The following is an 18,814-nucleotide window of genomic DNA, read 5'->3' as shown; positions in this document are numbered from 1 at the left end:
GATTGATTCCGCAGAACACCACGTAAAGGTCTTCGGTCAGGATGTCTTCAAGCCGCATATGCCCCTATCTCCCCAAACCGAACTTTGCCCAAGGCCCCCATTCGATCCAGTTGGCAACTGGTCCGTGGATCGGCCTCGAAACTGTAACTGTTCATCCTGCAGACCGTGAGCGAAATTAAGGCCACTCCCCGCCCGAAATGAAGTGAGCACACGCCGTGGATCTGACCGTCACCACCCTCCTCGTCACCTTCGCCGGCGTGTTCCTGATCTGCTTCATGAAGGGCGCGTTCGGCGGCGGCTTTGCGATTGTCGGGATTCCGCTGTTGTCGCTGGTGATGGACCCGATCACGGCTGGCGGGCTGCTGGCGCCATTGTTCGTCGCCATGGATCTGTTCAGCCTGCGCTACTGGAAGCCTTCCACTTGGTCAAAACCCGACCTGAAGTTGTTGGTACCAGGTTTGATCGTCGGCATCGGCGCCGGCTATTTGCTTTTCCGGGTGCTGGACCACCGCGCCATCGCCATCGTCATGGCGGCGATCACGCTGTTGTTTGTCGGTTTGTGGTTCAAGGCGGGCGGAGAAGTGCGAGTGCGGCCGCGCTCCTCACCCAAAGCCGTGGCTGCCGGCATTACTTCGGGTATCACGACGATGGTGGCGCATTCCGGCGGGCCGCCACTGGCGATCTATCTGCTGCCGCTGGGGCTGAGCAAGCAGATGTATGCCGGAACGACCAGCCTGTTTTTCACCGTGGGCAATCTCCTCAAGGCAGTGCCATGGCTGCTGCTGGCTAAACCTACCGGCAACGTGCTGACACTGATGCTCGTCAGCTTGCTCGCTGTACCCTGCGGCGTCTGGCTGGGTTGGCGATTGCACGCCCGACTTGATCAACGCCAGATGTACCGCGCCTGTTATGGCTTGCTGGTGGTCACGGCATTGAAGTTGTTGTGGGATGGAGTCGGGGGATACATGGCCTGAACGAAGTTCAGGCCGGGCCGGGGTTATTTGAACGCCGGCACGGCAACCGATTGATCCGAATGCTGGACGGATGAAATAGGCTTCATACCATTGCGAATCGACAACCTGGAGGTTGATTTGAAAACAGAGAGTGCAAGGCGTGTGATTGTCATCGGTGCCGGCATCGTGGGTGCGTCCGTCGCTTATCACCTGGCTTGCAAAGGTGCGCAGGTCACTGTGATCGAGGCCGGTGAGGTCGCGAGCGGCGTGACCGGGCGCTCGTTTGCGTGGATCAACACGTCGCACAGTGGGCCCGATCCCATTGCGCAACTGCGCGCTGCGGCAATCCAGGAGTATCACCGGCTCGAAGCGGAACTGCCGGACCTGAAGATTCATTGGACGGGCGCCCTGAGTTATCCGCCCGGCACAGACCTGGAAGCGTCAGCCAACCTGCTCACTCAAGCACAAATTCTCGACCTTGAGCCGAACCTCAAAAATCCCCCTCGACAAGCCTTTTACAATCCACAGGAAGGCGCATTGGACGCCGTGCAAGCCACCCATGCGTTGATCGCCGGTGCTCAGGCTCTTGGAGCGACGGTACTGGTGCATACCCGAGTGCAGGGTTTTACCCTCCGCGATGCAACGGTGACTGGCGTCGAAACCGCAACGGGTGCCATCGAAGCTGACTTGGTCGTATTGGCCGCAGGAACGGCCATCAGGCAACTGACTGAAACTCTGAACCTATCCCTTCCGATCGAGGCCTCGCCCGCTGTTTTCATCCGCTACAGGATGCAACCCGATCGGGTGAATACCCTGATCTCCAGTCCTGAGATGGAAGTCAGACAGGATTCGCAAGGGATCTTGCTGGCGGCGGAAGACTATCTGGACAACTCCCTGGAGAACCACTCGCAAGCCATAGCGCAACGAACCGCGGCGGCCATCCGCAACGAGTTGGCGGGCATCATTTCCATTGAGCCGGAATTGGCGTGTATCGGGCTCAGGCCCATGCCTGCGGACGGCGTGCCCATCATCGGTTATCTGCCCGGGATCGGCGCAATGTACGTTTGTACGATGCACCCTGGTGTCACACTCGCGGCAGTCGCAGGCCGCCTGGTCAGTGACGAGCTGATCGACGATCAGGTTTCACCTGCCCTGGCGCCATGCCGGCCTGACCGTTTTTTCAAGACGTAAGAACAAGCCCGCGGTGGCCGGGCCGAGCACTCCCATTGACCGCATCAATAACAACCATTAATTCAATGAAGTTCTCATATCAAATCCAAAGCGTAGGATCTGCTCCATACCAACCCACTGCACACGGAGTACAGAACCATGAAACGCCAAACTATCCTCGGCATCGCCTTCTCGCTCTTCGCCTTGAACGCTTTTGCGGCGACTGAAACCGATCCACTGTTCAGCGATGCGGTTGCCGCTGCGACTCAAACCGACCCACTGTTCAGCGATGCTGTAGCTGCGACCGAAACCGATCCGCTTTTCAGCGATGCCGTAGCCGCAACCGAAACCGACCCGCTGTTCAGTGATGCCGTTGCCGCGACTGAAACCGACCCGCTGTTCAGTGATGCAGTTGCCGAAGGTGGTTCTGACCGTCTGATCGAAAGTCGTAACGTCTGAATGCTGGGTTTTACCGCAGTACCCGACGAAAGCCCGGCCTTATCCGCCGGGCTTTTTCATATGGGGACAGATCTATTTTTCAATCAAAGGCGCCATTCAGCACTTCATAAATCAGCCCTGTAGCCAGCGCGACCAGGATCAGATCGGTGCCGACCTGCTGCCATTCGTAGCCGTCGTAGTGCGGCAGCCTGCCGACCAGTCGACCATCGAGCTTCTTCGCAATCCCGGGCGGCAGCGGTTTGCCCCGCGCCAGGTTCTTCTGAATGCCGGGCGGCAACGCCGGGCCCGGGGTCCAGTAGCCACGATAGCCGTCCACAATCCCGATCACCCCGCCGCGATCGATACTCGGGCCATGCCCCTGATAACCGCCCCCGCCTTTTTTCCCCTGATTGCCATGATCCTGGCTGTTATGCGGATTGCCTTTGCCCTGCCCCTTTCCGTTACCAGGATCGGCCAGCGCGGTCACCGAACTGCACAGCAGCGCAATACAGGTCGTGGTCGCAATCAACGTGCGTAAACCGGACATGGGTCGTTCCTTGAATGAATGGGTGTGTTTGGATTCTAGTCAGTTTTTTTTACAGGCATGGAGAGATGGCCCTGTCATCGCGGTTTGTGACGATTTTCGATGCGTGCAGCTTTCGGTGCTCCCCGATTCGCGCTTACCATACGTCCGACTCGTATTACCGCGGCTGCTGAACCCGGTATTCACGAGGACAGACCATGAAAAGAACTCGCGCCTGGAGACGTACCCAGGCCCGTAAACACGGCAGTGACAAAGCGGTTCGCCCGCAGACGTTCAAGCCGGAAAAAAACTGGAAGCTGATGTACATCCGGTCCACCAAACTGGTTAGGGCTCGCCAACTCGGCATGAGCTATCCCGTTCGCTCAACCCGCCAATTGTTGGATGAAGCGTGACGAACCTTCTGTTCATTTGCAGTCGCAACCAATGGCGCAGCCCGACGGCCGAAGAAGTCTGGCGTCGCCGCCCCGTCTTCAATGTCCGCTCCGCGGGCACCAGCCCCAATGCACGCAAAACCGTCGGCCCAGCGGATATACGCTGGGCCGATTTCATTTTTGTGATGGAAACCAAACACCTGAACCGTCTGCGGGCCGAGTACGCCCGGCTGCTTGAGCACAAGCGGATTCACTCGCTGGATATTCCGGATGACTATCAGTACATGGATCCCGAGCTGGTAGACCTTCTTCAAGAGTCGGTGAAACCCTACCTGGCAACTTGACCCTATGTACCTCCTGGCAACGTACCGAATGAAAAGGAGTTCACCCCATGTTTGAGCGGAACAAACTGGTTCCAGAATTGATGGTCACGGATCTGCAGGCCAGCCTCGCTTTCTGGGTCTCCTGCCTCGGCTTCACCATCGCTTATCAACGCCCTGAAGATGGCTTCGCCTACCTCGACCTGAATGGCGCTCAAGTCATGCTTGAGCAGGTAGATCCGAATGCAGGCCAGTGGCTGACGGCGGAACTGAGCAAGCCCTTCGGAAGAGGCGTCAATCTGCAGATCGACGTTGAGGCGGTTGCTCCCATCATCGAAAGACTGGGCGCCGCCCAGATTCCACTTTATAAAACCCGCAAAGACACCTGGTATCGCGCTGACGACGTCGAAGTCGGCCAGCGTGAATTTCTGGTTCAGGATCCGGACGGCTATCTCGTAAGACTGGTAGAACGTCTGGGCGAACGTCCCGTTTGCCCGATTTGATCAAGGACGATAAAAAAATGAAAACCGGCAATTTGGCACGGCCTCGAAGGGGCGAATTGCAGTCGCCGGCCATTCCCCCTGCTCGAAGAGGATTCGTCCGGCGACGGCATCATCTGTGCGGACAGCGGCGCTCGTTCCCGTGAGGTGATCCAGCAACAGGTGGTGGCGTTGATCGACGGGTTTCTAACCCGCTCGACGCAGAACTGATCGCGGTGTTGCCTGCACATCGTTGATACGTCAGGATCCCTCCCTTTTTTGACTGGCAGGAGCAATCGTGGAACGTCTCTTCGTTTATGGAACCCTGGGCCCTGGTCGGCCGAATGAGCATGTGATGCTGAACATCGGCGGCACGTGGCAGGCCGCTTCGCTGAAGGGACGTCTGTCGCAGGCCGGCTGGGGCGCGGCGATGGGTTTTCCCGGTCTGGTGATTGCCGAGGATGGCGATGTGATCGAAGGCTATGTGTTCGCTTCCGAGAATTTCCACGAACACTGGGCGGCGCTGGATGAGTTTGAAGGGGCTGAGTATCAGCGGGTGTTGACCAAGGTGAAGCTGGATGACGGGACGGCAATGGATGCCTATGTCTACGCGCTCAAATAGTCGGCCTTCGGCCTTTTCTCGGCGGATGAAAATCTTCCTGGCCGGCCTAGTGTTTTGTTTTGGGCTATGGGGTGCTTCCGAGTGGTGGGAGAAGGCGTTGGCGAAGCCTGACTACGCAGCTCATATCAGCCCCGATGGCTGCTTCAGGGTGCAAACTTTCAGACCTTTCTGGTTACTACCCAACTTCCTTCACCCGCAGGCGCCTCCAGACGCCCCCTTCGAAACTCAATGGTTCGTCCGCTGGGAATCTCCCGCGTTTTTCCGTTTGTACGACAATCGCGATGATCAGCTACTTGGCGAAAGCGAAATCTACGATCTGGTGAGTTACGGGAACCGATTGTCTTGGGGTTACGGCAGCGATACCGAGGTCCGCGTCGGCTTGATCACGATCGGCAATACTCGCTCTGATTGTAAAAAGGGAGACTGATGAAGCCATGACGAGCCGCGAACCACTCCATAGCAAAGGCTACGAAATGCTCTTTGGAGCGGTTCCGCACACGTGGCTGACCGTGGTGGGCGAGTTAATCGGCGAGCGCTTCTTCCTCTCTCAGGTCGAGAGTCGCGAACCGCTCGCCAATGGCGGCCACCAACAGTTGCACCGCGACTTGTCCGCGCAACGCCCCGGCGACACCGTTAACGCGCTGGTATACCTCGACGACTACGGCCTGGAAAACGGTGCAACCCGCATTGTCACCGGCAGTCATCGCCCTGCCCTGGACGAGCCCCCGTTCGATTTCACTGACGAGTCCCGATCCGTGCAACTGACGGGCAACGTGGCCGACATCCTGATCTTCGATGCCGACGTGATCCACGCCGGCAGCCTGAACGCCAGCGGCGCACGCCGTCGCACGCTGTTGATCACCTTTTTTCCGACTCGCTCTTTGCAAAACACCTGGAAACGGTGAACCTCAGAAACATACGAATGGACACGACTGAGCGGTTCGATCCGGCAGACTTCGTCTTCAAGCCCCTGAACTGAAGCAGCCACCCGACACTTAAGGAATGTGACACCCCATGGACGAAACCACGCAGTACAGAATCGCCACCCTTGAAGATGCATTGACCATCTGCGAACTGGGCCAGGTGCTCAACGCCGTCCACCACGCAGCCCGCCCCGACATCTACACCGCCTCCACCGAGGACTTCGCCCGTGATTTGCCGCACTGGATGAACTACCTCGACCAGCCAGGTCAGGTTGTCTTCATTGCACACGTCGGTCAGCAGGCCGCAGGCTTCATTGCTGCGAGCCTCTCGGCCAGCTCCAGTCCGCTGATGCAACCCATGAACATCGTGCGTATCGGTTCGGTGTGCGTCGCAGAAAGCTTCTGGGGCGAAGGTATCGGCCGCCAACTGATGCAATTGGCCAAAGATTGGGCCGTCGAACACGACGCTCAGGAACTGAGATTGTCGGTCTGGTCATTCAACGAACGCGCGGCACGAATGTACGTGGAGTTCGGGTTCGAGAGCCGCACCATCGATATGGGCATGCGTTTGCTCGGTATGACGGCTAAGCCGTAAGCTCTACGTAACTCGATTCCCCTCCTCCCGTGGCCCCCGACAGCCAGCCCCACACAAAGGCCAGCGTGGTGCGCCCGGCGTGATCGACGCCGACCGTGCCACGGGACCAACCGGCAAGCAGCTCGCCATCCTGCGTCAGGCACTGAAAAAGCAGCTCGAAAGTATCCGGTCCGGTCACGCGCCCGACTTGATTGCCGATGCGAATCCGGCCGCCCTGGTAGGTGCTGGAAATGGCGTTGCCGTCAACTTCGTAATAAAAAATCGTGCCTGCACCTGAAAGCCCTTGAGCGTTGTTGGCGACCGCGAAACGGCGCTTGTGCAAACGTGCAGCGACTTGCGAAAAAGCAATTTCCACGATTTCAGGCGATTCCATTGGGCTTTCCTTGTGAGAGGTACGTTCCTTGCCGGGGAGAATACGAGGCGCCGATGGAACCAAGCAATTCATTTGACTTGCTTGCCTAAGGCAACTATATAGTTGCCTAAAGCAAACATATGAGCATCACGCCATGTCCACGATCACCGACCGCGCCGACATCGTCCGGCAGTTCAACCGTTTCTACACCCATCAGATCGGCGTGTTGCAGGAACACTTGCTGCAAAGCGACTACTCGCTGACCGAGCTGCGCATCCTCTACGAACTCGCGTCCCAGGGCGATCTGACCAGCACCGACCTGCGCCAGATGCTCGGCCTCGACGCGGGCTACATGAGCCGGCTCATCAGCGGTTTCGACAAAAAGGGTCTGATCCAGAAAGCCCCCTCCACCACCGACGCCCGCGCCAGTCAGTTGCACATCACCGACCTCGGCCGCGAGATCCTCGCGCCGCTGGAACAAGCCTCTCGGCAAGAAGTCATCACCCTGCTCGAACGCCTGTCCGAACCGCAGCAACTGCAACTGATCGCCTCCATGAAGCAGATCCAGACGCTGCTCGAGGGCGGCCAGTCGACGACCTACCTGCTGCGCGATCCGCAGCCCGGTGACATGGGTCTGGTGGTGCATCAGCAGACCGCGATCTACAGCCGTGAATACGGCTGGAATTCAGAGTTCGAAGCGCTGGTGTCAGAGGTCGTCGCCAAATACCTGCGCGAATTCGACCCAACCGGCGAGCGCTGCTGGATTGCGGAGAAGGACGGCAAGGTGGTGGGTTCGGTGTTCGTCATCCGTCACGACGAAACCACCGCGAAACTGCGCATGCTCTACGTGGATGCCAGTGCGCGGGGTTTGGGGATCGGTAATCGGCTGATCGAGGAATGCCTGCGTTTTGCCCGGGATGTCGGCTACAAAAAGATGATCCTGTGGACCACCAGCAATCTGGTGGATGCCCGCCGGTTATACCAGCGGGCGGGGTTTGAGTTGGTCGAGGAAGAGCCGATTCACAGCTTCGGCAAGGAGCTGGTGAGTCAGACGTGGGCGATTGAGTTGTAAGGTCTACACCCGCTGTGAGTCGTTGTAGTCAGGCAGGACAATGGCGTCGGCTTTCGGCGGAAGGAATTGCCGAATAGTCTTTTGAGCCCCAGCGCAGTGGCCAACCGAAGCACTGCATCAAGCAAAATGACGATAGACGAGGCGCTTGAATTTAGCCAAGGTGTCGAACGACAGAACCCTAGACAATGAATAACCGGGATGAAAACCGAGCATGCATCGATTAATAGCGAATGGATTTACTGTTATTAGCATTGCAATGCTGTTCTCTGGCTGCACTTCATATTCGTCGCAGCCCACAATCAACCAACACGTTGGAGCCGACAACGCAGAAATCATCTCCAGCTACAGTTACGAAATGGACTCTCCATTGAAAGTTAGTCGCTTTGGCAAGGACACATACGCAGCGACACAAAAAACCATTCCAGATGCAAAAGACGTCAGCTCCAAGCCGACAAATTCGCCTCTCCCTACGTTAGAGATAAAAGTCTCAGAGTTCACGTTTGGTGGTGCTTGCGGACAAGAGTATTTAACCGGTTTGAGTCTTGGTTTGATTCCTAGCTGGTGCACAAGGGAAAATCTGTTCAAGTTTGATTTCACGCTAAACAATGAACATGGCTTTTGCAGGCAAAAAACCTACTCAATAAACGCCACGACATTCTCACATCTGGTCTTGATTCCATTTGCCTTGTTTGAGGCTGACAAACGACCGTTAGCTATTTACCAGGCTGCTCTAAAAGACTTCCTTCAAAAAAGTCAATGCGTAACGCTCTGACATAAAACCGAGGGGGACTGTTTTTTTCAGAAAGTAGAAAATAAATCAGTCCCCTTTTTCTAGTCTTTATAGCCAGGCAGAACGGGGCACAAACCACGGGTGATTGCGCCCGGAACGGCTCAGTGCGGACTGGCGGTCGGACGAACCACGATCTCACTCACATCGACATCGTCGGGCTGTTCGATGGCATAGGCGAGCGCTCGCGCAATGGCGTCTGCATTGAGCGCCACACGGCGGAAGGCTTTCATTTCCTCGCGGGCCACATCATCGGAAATCGTATCGGCCAGTTCGGACTCGACCACACCCGGGCACACCACGGTGACGCGGATCTTGTCCGTTTCCTGGCGCAGACCATCCGAGATAGCCCTGACCGCGAATTTGGTCGCGCAGTACACCGCAGCGGTCGGAGAAACCGCGAGGCCACCGATCGACGAGATATTGATGACCTGACCGAACCCCTGCGCCTGCATGTCCGGCAGGACAGCGGCAATACCGTGCAATACGCCGCGAACGTTGACATCGAGCATCTGGTTCCATTCGTTGACCTTCAACGAGGCCAAGGGAGACAACGGCATCACGCCCGCGTTGTTGATGATCACGTCGACCTTGCCATGTTGCGTCTTGGCGAACGCCACGAAGGCGTGCATCGATTGCAGATCCGTAACGTCCAGTGCACAGGCACTTGCTGAACCACCTTCGGCCTGGATCTCGCTGACCAGTTTGTCCAGACGCTCGGTACGGCGGGCACCGAGGACCACATGCGCACCTTTGGCGGCGATCAACCTGGCGGCCGCTTCGCCAATACCGCTGCTTGCACCGGTAATCAGGACGACTTTGTTTTGAATGTTCGACATATCCGTAGCTCCTGCTGTCTGCATTGAGGTTCAGCACCGACCGCTGAAGACGCGTTCGTTGCTGCGGGGTACGTCGAAAAGATTAAGGGCACGGGCCTGGTCGGCGCGTGCCGAAACCTGCGCAACTTTTGCCTATTCGTGTCTGTGTGCATCGCCTGCAAATTTTGTAATGAAGCGCCGCTCACGCTCCACGGAACTCGCTGGGCGTCACGCCCACTTCACGACGAAAGACCTGCGAGAAGTGACTGGGGCTTGAGTAGCCGACCTCCAGCCCGACGTCGATGATGCTAAGGCGGGTTTCCAACAACAGGTGCCGCGCGCGAGCCATGCGCAAGCGAATGAAGTACTGCGATGGCGAAAGTCCCGTCGCCCGCTTGAACAGGCGACTGAAGTGGTAATCGCTCAGCTCGGCAAGGTTGGCCAGTGTTGCCAGGCTGAATTCAGCGCTCAGATGCGCGCGCATGGCGTCGGTGACTTTGCGCAACTTGTAGGCTTGCAAGGCGTTGACCCGACGCCCGGGCTGGCTTTCAGCAAGATAGCTGCGCACCAGATGCACGGCCAGCGCCTGCGCCAGAGAGCGGGCGAAAAGCGCGCTGGGCGAGCGTTCCAGAAGCAATTCGGTGCGCAACTGCTCCATGACAAACGCGACGCGCCCGTCCCGTGCCCCTGAAACATCACGCAAACGCACAGGCCCGGCTTGCTGGCCCGACAGCTCTCGAGACGCTTGCTCGATCAGCGGCAGCCCCAGATAAAGATGCATGACTTCGAAGGTATCGCCTCCGTGTGTCTGCCAGCGCATTTCATACGGCTCATCGGAACTGGTGAGGAAAAAATCGCCGGCACTGACCTCGGCAGCTTCCCACTCGCCCCCCAATGCACGCTCCTCTACCGTCGCCGCCCCGGCCAGAACCAGAACGAGCAGCGGTTCCACCACTGCAGGCACGAGAATGGGCTCAGTAACGCTGCGATGGGTAAACAGCTGAATCACCACGTCCGTGATTTCCGGACGCGAGGGTAACGCCTGGGGTTCGCCTGGCAGGAACTCACCCATCGACTCGCCGTTGATGCGCAAGTCTCGAGAGGTTGTCGACAACGCGTCCTGGGAGGTACGCCCGGTATTTGCCATGAACTCGTCCTTTTCAGATTCGGCTGTGCGAAGCCAGACAGGTCTCCGATGCTTGCCCGCACGCCGTGTCACGGAGACCGGCTCGATGATATCGGGCTTTTCCCGTGGGTTGAATCGAGCGCCGAACCTCCCTCACTGACATTCAGCGCAAAACCCCGACAGCATGGGCAATCTCACGAAAGCCGACTTTGCCTCGCTGCGAGACAGTAGGCCCGTCGCCGATGAAAGCGCCTCGCCGGCGCCAACACGGCTTATCCCTACTCGATCAAAAACGCTGGAGAACATCATGACCGACTTCAAGAACAGCACCCCAAACGAAGTGGCCGGTAAAGTCGCTCTGGTCACTGGCGCGGCCAGTGGCATCGGCAAGGCCATCGCACTGCTGCTGCATGCCCGCGGCGCCCAGGTCATTGCTGAAGATATAAACCCTGAGGTGGAAGCACTGGCCCGCCCCGGCCTGATCCCCCTGGTGGCCGACATCACTCAGGACGGGGCAGCCGAACGCGCGGTCGCCCTGGCCGTCGAGCAATTCGGACGGCTGGACATTCTGGTCAACAACGCCGGCATCATCATTAACAAACTGGTCATCGACATGACCCGCGAAGACTGGGAACGCATTCAGGCGGTCAACGCCACGGCGGCCTTTTTGCATAGCCGGGAGGCGGTCAAAGCGATGATGCCCAACAAGTCCGGATCGATCGTCAACATCGCGTCCTACGCTTCCTATTTCGCCTTCCCCACCATTGCCGCCTACACCGCCTCCAAAGGCGCGCTGGCCCAACTGACGCGCACCCTGGCGCTTGAAGTCATTGGCCACGGCATCCGCGTCAATGCTGTCGGTGTCGGCGATGTGGTGACCAATATCCTCAACAATGTGGTCGACGATGGCCCTGCCTTTCTCGCCCAACATGGCGAAGCGGCGCCGATCGGCCGCGCCGCCCAACCGGAAGAAATCGCCGAAGTGGTCGCGTTCATCGCCTCGGACCGGGCCAGCTTCATGGTCGGTTCGGTGGTCATGGCCGACGGCGGCATGACTGTCACGGCCGGCTGAGCCGCAGCACAAACGCGCCGCACGACATGCCCGACCAGCCCGAGAGGATCAGGCAAATCTGCGGCAGTTTCGTCCTAACACCGCTGCGCCCGGCTACGTAATCTGAAAGCACGCAACGGATGCAGACACAGGCCACGGCAGGCCGCTCAGATGAACAACGTCAATGAGGACTGAACAATGAAAAACGCAAAACGGCTTTCCCTTTCACTGGTGATCGGCGCGATGGTGGCCTGCGCGATCAACCTTTCCTCGACCAGCCTGTACCTGGCCGCTGACGGTGCTGATCGAACTCCAGGCATGCGCGTAACTGAAGGCGGCAGTGATCGCACTCCCGGGTTCCGCGTTGCCGCAGATGGTTCGGACCGTACGCCCGGCATGCGCGTAACTGAAGGTGGCAGTGATCGCACTCCTGGGTTCCGCGTTGCCGCAGATGGTTCGGACCGTACACCCGGCATGCGCGTAACTGAAGGTGGCAGTGATCGCACTCCGGGTTTTCGCGTTGCCGAAAACGGCTCTGATCGCACGGCTTTGGGCCGTATCGGCTCAGTCTGAACATCCGAGGGGAAAAGTGATGAAAGATGCCAAAAAAACCACTCAGGACCATCGTTACGCAGGCATGTGGGTCACCGCGGATGGATTCATCCGTCATGAGCTTCTGACGACTGGTCGTTACGACGAGGCCCGTGGTAAAAACAAGAGCGCCTATCAGGGCCGCTACGAACTGGTCGGTGATTACATCCAGTACTGGGACGACACCGGCTTCACCGCTGATGGCCACTTTCATGACGACGTGCTGTATCACGCCGGAATGATCCTCTATCGGCAATGAGTACTTTGATGATGTCGGGTGAATATCGTCTGCCTGAAAACCTTCAGGCAGACGCTCATGAACACTTGTGAGAGCCTTGAAATGGAACAGAGCGATGCTTTCATCCTTCAAAACACAGCGGTCTACCGTGACGAACTGGTTCGCCTGCTGACGCAACGCTTTACCACACCCGGGATCTATGAGACCGCCATAGCTCCCCTGCATGTCATCCGTTTCGATTCACCTTCGGAGCTGATCCATACCGTGCACAAACCGGCACTTTGCCTGATCGTGCAAGGACAAAAGGAAATCGGCCTGAGTGACGACCACTACCTGTACGACCCGCTCAGCTACCTGGTGGTTTCGGTCACCCTTCCGGTGTCCGGTCGCGTGCTGATAGCCAGCCCGGAGGCGCCCTACCTGTGTATCCGGTTTGATTTCGAGCCCACGGAAATCGCTCAGGTCATCGCCGACGCTCCGCCGGCGGGCGTCCCGGACGAGCCGGAGCTTGGCCTTTTCCTCGAGAAAGTCGATGTACCCCTGCTGGAAACAATGCTGCGGCTGGTCCGGCTGCTGGAAACACCGAAAGACATCGGCATGCTGGCACCGCTCGCCCTTCGCGAGTTGTATTACCGCCTCCTGCGGGGTGTGCACGGCCGTCGTCTGTATGAGCTTGCCCTCGGCGACTCGCAAACACGGCGAGTAACACGGGCAATCGACTGGTTGAACAACCACTACACCCAACCCTTGCGCATCGAAGAACTCGCCCGGGTCGCCAACTTGGGCAACTCCACATTGCATCATCGCTTCAAGGCGGTGACAGCCATGAGTCCGCTGCAGTATCAGAAACAACTGCGCCTGCAGGAAGCCCGCCGGCTGTTGCTCGGCGAAGGTCTGGATGTGGCGAGCGCCTGTTATCGAGTGGGCTACGAAAGCCCGTCGCAATTCAGCCGGGAATACAGTCGCCAGTTCGGGTGCCCGCCCTCCAGAGATGCCAGCCGGGTTCGGAATCCTGCTTGAATTCCTAGCCGGAGCCAGTCCAGGGCAGCAGAGCGCCGGGGAAAGATCCAATACACCGGTTATTGAAGGAACCATCGGAGGTTGTTTAAGGGCTTTGGCCTTTGCTGTTTAAAGACACTCAGCGTTACTTCCTCAAGGCTACAACGCCTTGCGTCATTACCTACGACTACGCCAGAATCCGCCGGCTTGTGCGTCTGGGACGCGGGTTTTATCGTTTCCGGGTCACTGAAAAACAGTGATCGGGTTTGGTAGCCCGCTTCGTTCTAGACTCATGGCGTCACCGTGTGCAGCCCTTTCTCGGGGCTCGGATTTCATGGTGGTCATGCGTGGGGCTCATTCGTGGGCGCCGGGTTCTAGTGCGACCGGTCTACCAACCCGCGTATGGCCGCCACCCAACGTTTGGTAGCGAAGGGTGATGGTTCCTTTTGGTAATCGCGCTAGAGGATTCATCCATGTTCAAACCAACACCCAACCCACCAGAAACCGATCCGGTTTCGCCCTACAAATTCCCCGACTCCCGAACCCTCAACGAAGCCGCCGAACGCGCCCTCGATCACTACCTCACTCCGCAGCAACGGATCATGGGCAGCCACCACAAACACGACCCCATGTACTTGGCCAACCCGGCCTACGACACCGAATCCCTGCTGGCCAATGCCAGTGAGTCATTGGGATCGGCCAGCGAGATGCTCAACAACTTTGCGGCCACGCTGGAGCCTGCTCATCGCAAGACCGCGATCGGGATTGCGCAGTTGGTGATGTTGAGTGAGTTGGCGGTGAATCAGGCGTTGGATCATGTTGAGGTGAGGAGCTAAGCGTTTGCCCTCTGTGGGCGGATAGAACGCAACGACAGAGGTAGTGAGCGTTGATCAAAGCTGCCATGGGAAATGGCAGCTCTCGACAAGTAGTGGACGCTCGCTGCTGGCTGCTTAGCACTTAATGCTGCCACCCTCATGGGGGGTGGCAGCCACTTCTTCTGTTTAGCAAAATCACTTGGTTTTGGATGCTTTCAGCAAAATTGGCTTCAGGTACTAGCGAAATCCACCAATTCTAAGTTGCCAAGAGCACTCTATGAGCTCAAGCGATCTAGCATGCAGCCTGGAAGCCTCAAATCTAAATAATATTAAATTATAAGGGGATTGGTGTTGTTTGCAGAGTACATTTTAACTGTGCCATCTTGAGATACCTTTATAGATAGTCCATTTTTTGCAAGTATAGATGCTACTGATTCACCAGTCCCTTTTACACCGTTTATGGCGACCTTCGAAATATCAATAACGGAACCATAGGATAGAAGGGTACCATCCGTATGAAAAATAGACGCTCCGTCACTGGAAAGAAGTCTAATAAGTGTTTGAGTGTGCTTTTCATCAAGCAAGGAAAAAGGAGCAGTAGTGAGCGAGTTCTGTGACAATAATAAATCGTCAAATTTGGTGGCATCCAAGGGAACCCATATGATTGAGCTCAGTCTACGGCGAGCCAAGTAAAACACATAATAAAGAAGACTTTGGACAAACTCCTCCTTAACTTTAAGCGTTGACCTTATTAGGTTCGCTATTTGTGTGAGACTCCGGATTCGCCACTGCCCCTCTTTGAAATTAAATTCAATACCTTCGGAACCGGTAATGGAGTATTCGGATTGACTAGTGACTCGGAATAGCGCGTCTCCACCCTTGATAGTTTTGCTCAACGTGTAGTCATCTACAAATGATGCCAGCGCTTGTCTGCTAGAGTTTGCGAGGAACGCGTTTGCAACCTCTAATGATGAGTTAGCGAGAAAATAGGACGTTTGACCGTCTGCTAGGTACCAGAAGCGTTTATCTATAGGGTCGATTGGGGAAAGCTTTCGCACCTCTCTAAGGGGTAGCAGGGTTCCGGCCCTAGTATGCTCTCGCTTGTTGGCATATGCGTAAAATGATCGTGTTAAAACAAGTCCAGTAGTAAAATTGCGACCCTCGAATCGTGAGTTTGCAAGCTTATGAAAGAGTTCAACTAATTGTTTGAATTTCCGGTAGTCGTAGTGCCCCCTGCTAAAAAACTTAGATATTGTCAATTCTAGTAATTCGTCGCCAAATTGATGGGGCTTTAGGGAGAATTTCTCTTTCACGCTATGGCTGAGCGTAATAGCGAGGACACCTTCAAACACGTTAAGCAATCTTTCAAGCCCGGTAAAGATGGTGTTAGTAATTTGTAGTGAGAAGGCAGCCACTACGGTTTTTCCATCAAGTACTCGTCCCAGTACGATTGCGCAGGTACTGTTAACGATATAGACCCCTCTTTTTTTGTTTTCGAGTATATCGATGCCGTATTGATGCTTTATTGTATTGATAGGGTTGTGGTCAAATTTTACCGACCCACCAAAGAAGCGCTTAGTGGCACCAAGCAGGTAAGGCAATGCATGCTTTTTAAATTCACCTGATCCGCGCATATGTTCGAAATCAATCATGTCACTTCCTTGAGATACTGCTGATTTTATGTCAAAAATTGCGTTTTAAACTTACATCGAACGCGCCAGAAACCGCATCTGAATTCAGACTACGTTCAAACCGCTTGTGGTTTTAACTCTTGGCTAATTTTTCATCAGAGGAAATCATTGCGTGCATGAGAAATATTTTCCTGTCAAAAAGACTGTATTGCGAATGAATAGCACAACAATATTCAAAATTTAGTTATGCGGCATATACCGATTGGATCCGCAGTCTAACTCAGCTCTTCACGAAGGGCGAATATTGGCCGTAAGCGGTCACTCCGTCTCCCCCGCGAAAACAGGGAGTTCCAGTCACCGGCATCGGGTACAAAGGGCGCCCGTATGCGCCCTTTTTCCGTGATCAAATCGAAGTTTCTTGACCTCGCACCAAGCGAGTCACTTTTCCGTACTTCCTACGCAAGTCTGACTTGCGCAATTTCACACCACACGCGGCACCAACATGGGGCGTGATATCCCAAATCGTTGAGCCACCTGGCTGCGCAGCGGAATATTGCTCCAGGTTGGACGCGGCCACGAACAGACCAACATCGTCTAGGCCGTTGGGGGAGCGGACGCCATACAGCAGCTCCGTAGGCGCGCCCGTATCCAGATTCAATGATGCAAATACTGATGGCCCAACGTGATGCCCTTCCTCGCCAGGGAAACCAACGGCCACGTCATAAATTTTCCCATCCAATTCAACCCACGAATGGTCAAAGGTGCCTGCTGATGCCTTGACCTCACCAGTAACGATTTTTGGCGAAAAACCCATTTCACTGAGCACCATGAACAAGATCGCAGAGCTGTCATGGCAGGCTCCAGTCCAGTCGTTCTGCCACGCGAAGTTGAGCAACACGGCGTAAGCTTGGAAAAGGCGTTTGCCGTTAGGCAATAATGTGGATGCTTGCTCTGCGTTGTGAAGCCAAGGCTGGACCATCTTCGTTCCCTCGTTGTGTTGACGTTAAAATCAGTGACGTTTACTTCCCGGCGCGCGTTTACGGCGAGTCTTTCGGTGCAACTGGGCGACTTTTTTCACAACTGCTCATTCAAAGAGGCGCGATATCCATCGTGCGGGTAGGATGTCCAGCTCTTTGGCGAGGAAAAGCCTTTTCTGCGTTCCTGTTCAGAGAACGAAAAAACGGGACTTATTTTTTCTTAGAAAATCAATCAGTCCTCTTTTCCGAGGCCATTTCTGGTTCCCTTTCTGGTCCTATAAACTGTTTTACGAGGTGCCGCATACAGCCGCTACCTCATAGTGTCAAAAACATCATGCCAACAAGTTTATCGACCTGATAAATCAGTTCCCCGTCGCCCCTTTTAACCGCACCATCTCCAAAATTGCCTCGCTCAGACTGGTCGCGCCCTTGTTGCTTTGGGTCAGGACCACATCCACCCTCGTTCCGTCACGTTTGGCTATTGTCAGCTTTTTATTCATCAGACCGCTGATGCTAACGTCGGCGATATCAGCAAGTGCCACGCGATGAGACTCCTTGAATTGCAGGTGCACATAGACGTATTCAAGATCAACCAATACGCCCTTGTCGCCAGAGCCGAACACGGTTTCGTCAAAGTAGAAAGCCACTTTGTCCTTGGCAATGTTCAACGCGTTTTTGGATTCAAATGTCAAAATCTTCTTCGCCGGCAAGTCCGGCGCCACGTAGAATTTGTGGTCGGCATTGGACCTGAAACCTTGGGTGGCGGTCGCCACGTTCAACCCGCTGATACTGTGCGTTGCTGCGTCTGGTAGTGCGGGTGTAACACCAGACGGCGAGTTTGCCTGCGTTTCGCGCGCCACGATTTTCTCGATCACTCGCTCACAGTCTTCGTCGAAACGTTCATAACAGATGAATTGCGCATAGCGCTCGATATCGTGGCGACTGGCATTGAAACTTTCTACTGTGCTGAGGTCACTCTGGCGCAATTGTTCCTGGATCAGCGCTTGTTTTTCCTTGAGCAGCCCGCCCATACCGAAGTACTCCACGACACCGTCCAGCCGCCCTTGATCACCGCCGAACTTGCGCAGCAGGATCGGGTAGATCCGTTCGTTGTAGGGATAAGCACTGATCGCCTTGATCGCCGACGGAAGCAAGGCATCGTCGGGTATCAGGCCTTTTTCAATATTTTCGGTGATCGCCTGGGATTTTCTGATTTCGTCCTTCGAGTAAGCATGCAGCTTTCCGGGAGAATCGGCATTGATTGCATCGAGCGTCGCCAAATAGGCTGCATTGACGATATTGCTGGCACCGTCCGCGAAAGCTTTGACCGTTGCCGGACTCTTGAAAATCTCATCTTTCTTGAACGAGTCGCCGAGTGCGCTGACCCCTTTGGCCATCAGGTTGAATACACCATGACCAATGTTGGACATCAGGTTTTTCGCGTCGGCATCGTACACCGCCTTCTCTGTACCGTAGCCGACCCATTGGCGGCGCCCACGGCGTCGATTGGTGCGATGCGCATCCAGCTCGGCAGAGCGCTCGACGATGGCCTCGTATTGCTCGGCCAATACGCCGAAGTCTTCATCCCATGAATCGTAGCGCTGCATGAACGCGTCATAGAAGCGTTCTTCGTCGATATCGTAGATTCCGTGGGCCACGGTGAGTTTGATACTTTGACCTATCGCCTGGGAGCGGATCTCATGTGCCAGATCGTCGCCGTCTTCATAGAGGCTATCCAGGTTGGAAAACAGGTCGTAGAAGCCGGCATTGATTTTCCGCGACCACGTCGAGGCAATCTTCAAGAATGCTTGCCTGATCAGATTTGTATCAAGCTTGCTCTGTGGTGTTTCGAGGGCATGGCCGTAGAGTTCAATCTTCTGAATGCTGGCATCCATTGCGTGTCACCGTTCCAGGGTAGCGGGGAGAAGTAGAGGTATAGCGC

At 55.8% G+C, this 18,814-nt stretch carries 23 protein-coding genes and 1 pseudogene; 17 read left to right on the top strand and 7 right to left on the bottom strand.

What is annotated here, in order from left to right:
- The first annotated feature begins 215 nt into the window (after positions 1-215).
- The 3 genes from PDR5_RS12800 to PDR5_RS12790 all read left to right on the top strand — a co-directional run bounded on the left by PDR5_RS12800 (position 216) and on the right by PDR5_RS12790 (position 2,582).
- Positions 216-974, top strand: a complete 759-nt coding sequence (locus tag PDR5_RS12800; RefSeq protein WP_064595945.1) for a sulfite exporter TauE/SafE family protein — start codon at positions 216-218, stop codon at positions 972-974.
- Positions 975-1,064: 90 nt separating this feature from the next.
- Entirely contained in the window at positions 1,065-2,144 is a 1,080-nt protein-coding gene (locus tag PDR5_RS12795; RefSeq protein WP_442963855.1) for an NAD(P)/FAD-dependent oxidoreductase, read from the top strand.
- Between the two features lie 138 nt (positions 2,145-2,282).
- Positions 2,283-2,582, top strand: coding sequence for a hypothetical protein (locus PDR5_RS12790; RefSeq protein ID WP_064595939.1), 300 nt, complete (start codon positions 2,283-2,285; stop codon positions 2,580-2,582).
- A gap of 79 nt (positions 2,583-2,661) precedes the next feature.
- Here PDR5_RS12790 and PDR5_RS12785 read toward each other — a convergent pair whose 3' ends face one another.
- Positions 2,662-3,108 (bottom strand): anti-virulence regulator CigR family protein, encoded by a 447-nt coding sequence (locus PDR5_RS12785; protein ID WP_064595936.1) that lies wholly within the window; start codon positions 3,106-3,108, stop codon positions 2,662-2,664.
- A gap of 194 nt (positions 3,109-3,302) precedes the next feature.
- On the opposite strand from PDR5_RS12785, the gene PDR5_RS12780 reads away from it, so the two are divergent.
- The 7 genes and pseudogenes from PDR5_RS12780 to PDR5_RS12750 all read left to right on the top strand — a co-directional run bounded on the left by PDR5_RS12780 (position 3,303) and on the right by PDR5_RS12750 (position 6,415).
- Positions 3,303-3,497, top strand: a complete 195-nt coding sequence (locus PDR5_RS12780) for a hypothetical protein (RefSeq protein WP_064595932.1) — start codon at positions 3,303-3,305, stop codon at positions 3,495-3,497.
- Positions 3,494-3,820, top strand: coding sequence for a low molecular weight protein tyrosine phosphatase family protein (locus tag PDR5_RS12775; protein WP_064595929.1), 327 nt, complete (start codon positions 3,494-3,496; stop codon positions 3,818-3,820). Before PDR5_RS12780 ends, PDR5_RS12775 begins: the two co-directional genes overlap by 4 nt.
- A gap of 47 nt (positions 3,821-3,867) precedes the next feature.
- Positions 3,868-4,299, top strand: a complete 432-nt coding sequence (locus PDR5_RS12770; protein WP_064595926.1) for a bleomycin resistance protein — start codon at positions 3,868-3,870, stop codon at positions 4,297-4,299.
- A 274-nt stretch (positions 4,300-4,573) separates the two neighbouring features.
- Positions 4,574-4,897 (top strand): gamma-glutamylcyclotransferase family protein, encoded by a 324-nt coding sequence (locus PDR5_RS12765; RefSeq protein ID WP_082934400.1) that lies wholly within the window; start codon positions 4,574-4,576, stop codon positions 4,895-4,897.
- 25 nt (positions 4,898-4,922) lie between these two features.
- Positions 4,923-5,324 carry a hypothetical protein gene (locus tag PDR5_RS12760; RefSeq protein WP_064595921.1) on the top strand — a complete coding sequence of 134 codons (402 nt, stop codon included), beginning with the start codon at positions 4,923-4,925 and terminating at the stop codon, positions 5,322-5,324.
- A gap of 7 nt (positions 5,325-5,331) precedes the next feature.
- Positions 5,332-5,876, top strand: a pseudogene (locus tag PDR5_RS12755) (phytanoyl-CoA dioxygenase family protein).
- A 35-nt stretch (positions 5,877-5,911) separates the two neighbouring features.
- A complete protein-coding gene (locus tag PDR5_RS12750; RefSeq protein ID WP_064595917.1) occupies positions 5,912-6,415 on the top strand; it encodes a GNAT family N-acetyltransferase in 504 nt (167 codons plus the stop codon).
- Here PDR5_RS12750 and PDR5_RS12745 read toward each other — a convergent pair.
- Positions 6,405-6,770 carry a hypothetical protein gene (locus PDR5_RS12745; protein WP_156669369.1) on the bottom strand — a complete coding sequence of 122 codons (366 nt, stop codon included), beginning with the start codon at positions 6,768-6,770 and terminating at the stop codon, positions 6,405-6,407. The genes PDR5_RS12750 and PDR5_RS12745 overlap by 11 nt on opposite strands.
- A 151-nt stretch (positions 6,771-6,921) precedes the next feature.
- Between PDR5_RS12745 and PDR5_RS12740 the strand changes: the two genes are divergently transcribed.
- Both PDR5_RS12740 and PDR5_RS29290 read left to right on the top strand, forming a co-directional pair.
- Positions 6,922-7,839: a bifunctional helix-turn-helix transcriptional regulator/GNAT family N-acetyltransferase gene (locus PDR5_RS12740; protein WP_064595912.1), complete on the top strand. Its 918-nt coding sequence runs from the start codon at positions 6,922-6,924 to the stop codon at positions 7,837-7,839.
- A gap of 211 nt (positions 7,840-8,050) precedes the next feature.
- The gene (locus tag PDR5_RS29290; protein WP_082934399.1) at positions 8,051-8,611 is read left to right on the top strand and encodes a hypothetical protein; all 561 of its coding nucleotides are present in this window, start codon (positions 8,051-8,053) and stop codon (positions 8,609-8,611) included.
- Positions 8,612-8,730: 119 nt separating this feature from the next.
- On the opposite strand, the gene PDR5_RS12735 is transcribed toward PDR5_RS29290, so the two are convergent.
- Together PDR5_RS12735 and PDR5_RS12730 are read right to left on the bottom strand one after the other, a co-directional pair.
- Positions 8,731-9,465, bottom strand: a complete 735-nt coding sequence (locus PDR5_RS12735; RefSeq protein WP_064595909.1) for an SDR family oxidoreductase — start codon at positions 9,463-9,465, stop codon at positions 8,731-8,733.
- 181 nt (positions 9,466-9,646) lie between these two features.
- Positions 9,647-10,591 carry a helix-turn-helix domain-containing protein gene (locus tag PDR5_RS12730; protein ID WP_064595906.1) on the bottom strand — a complete coding sequence of 315 codons (945 nt, stop codon included), beginning with the start codon at positions 10,589-10,591 and terminating at the stop codon, positions 9,647-9,649.
- A gap of 286 nt (positions 10,592-10,877) precedes the next feature.
- On the opposite strand from PDR5_RS12730, the gene PDR5_RS12725 reads away from it, so the two are divergent.
- From PDR5_RS12725 to PDR5_RS12705, 5 genes are all read left to right on the top strand, one after another.
- Positions 10,878-11,642, top strand: a complete 765-nt coding sequence (locus PDR5_RS12725; protein WP_039773162.1) for an SDR family NAD(P)-dependent oxidoreductase — start codon at positions 10,878-10,880, stop codon at positions 11,640-11,642.
- 177 nt (positions 11,643-11,819) lie between these two features.
- Positions 11,820-12,194, top strand: coding sequence for a hypothetical protein (locus PDR5_RS12720; RefSeq protein WP_064595903.1), 375 nt, complete (start codon positions 11,820-11,822; stop codon positions 12,192-12,194).
- Between the two features lie 19 nt (positions 12,195-12,213).
- The gene (locus PDR5_RS12715) at positions 12,214-12,471 is read left to right on the top strand and encodes an Atu4866 domain-containing protein (protein WP_039773158.1); all 258 of its coding nucleotides are present in this window, start codon (positions 12,214-12,216) and stop codon (positions 12,469-12,471) included.
- Between the two features lie 81 nt (positions 12,472-12,552).
- Positions 12,553-13,470 (top strand): AraC family transcriptional regulator, encoded by a 918-nt coding sequence (locus PDR5_RS12710; RefSeq protein ID WP_064595900.1) that lies wholly within the window; start codon positions 12,553-12,555, stop codon positions 13,468-13,470.
- A gap of 452 nt (positions 13,471-13,922) precedes the next feature.
- Positions 13,923-14,285, top strand: coding sequence for a DUF6124 family protein (locus PDR5_RS12705; RefSeq protein WP_064595897.1), 363 nt, complete (start codon positions 13,923-13,925; stop codon positions 14,283-14,285).
- 308 nt (positions 14,286-14,593) lie between these two features.
- On the opposite strand, the gene PDR5_RS12700 is transcribed toward PDR5_RS12705, so the two are convergent.
- The 3 genes from PDR5_RS12700 to PDR5_RS12690 form a co-directional block, all read right to left on the bottom strand.
- A complete protein-coding gene (locus tag PDR5_RS12700; protein WP_064595894.1) occupies positions 14,594-15,916 on the bottom strand; it encodes a hypothetical protein in 1,323 nt (440 codons plus the stop codon).
- 382 nt (positions 15,917-16,298) lie between these two features.
- Positions 16,299-16,874 (bottom strand): hypothetical protein, encoded by a 576-nt coding sequence (locus PDR5_RS12695; protein WP_064595891.1) that lies wholly within the window; start codon positions 16,872-16,874, stop codon positions 16,299-16,301.
- Between the two features lie 360 nt (positions 16,875-17,234).
- On the bottom strand, positions 17,235-18,767 hold the full coding sequence (locus tag PDR5_RS12690) for a hypothetical protein (RefSeq protein WP_064595887.1): 1,533 nt from the start codon (positions 18,765-18,767) through the stop codon (positions 17,235-17,237).
- Positions 18,768-18,814 lie beyond the last annotated feature (47 nt).

It is taken from the genome of Pseudomonas sp. DR 5-09 (assembly GCF_001655595.1).
GTDB classification, from domain to species: Bacteria; Pseudomonadota; Gammaproteobacteria; order Pseudomonadales; family Pseudomonadaceae; genus Aquipseudomonas; species Aquipseudomonas pharyngis.
Note: the sequence above shows the minus strand (reverse complement) of the source record. Positions and strands in the feature narration are given on the sequence as shown.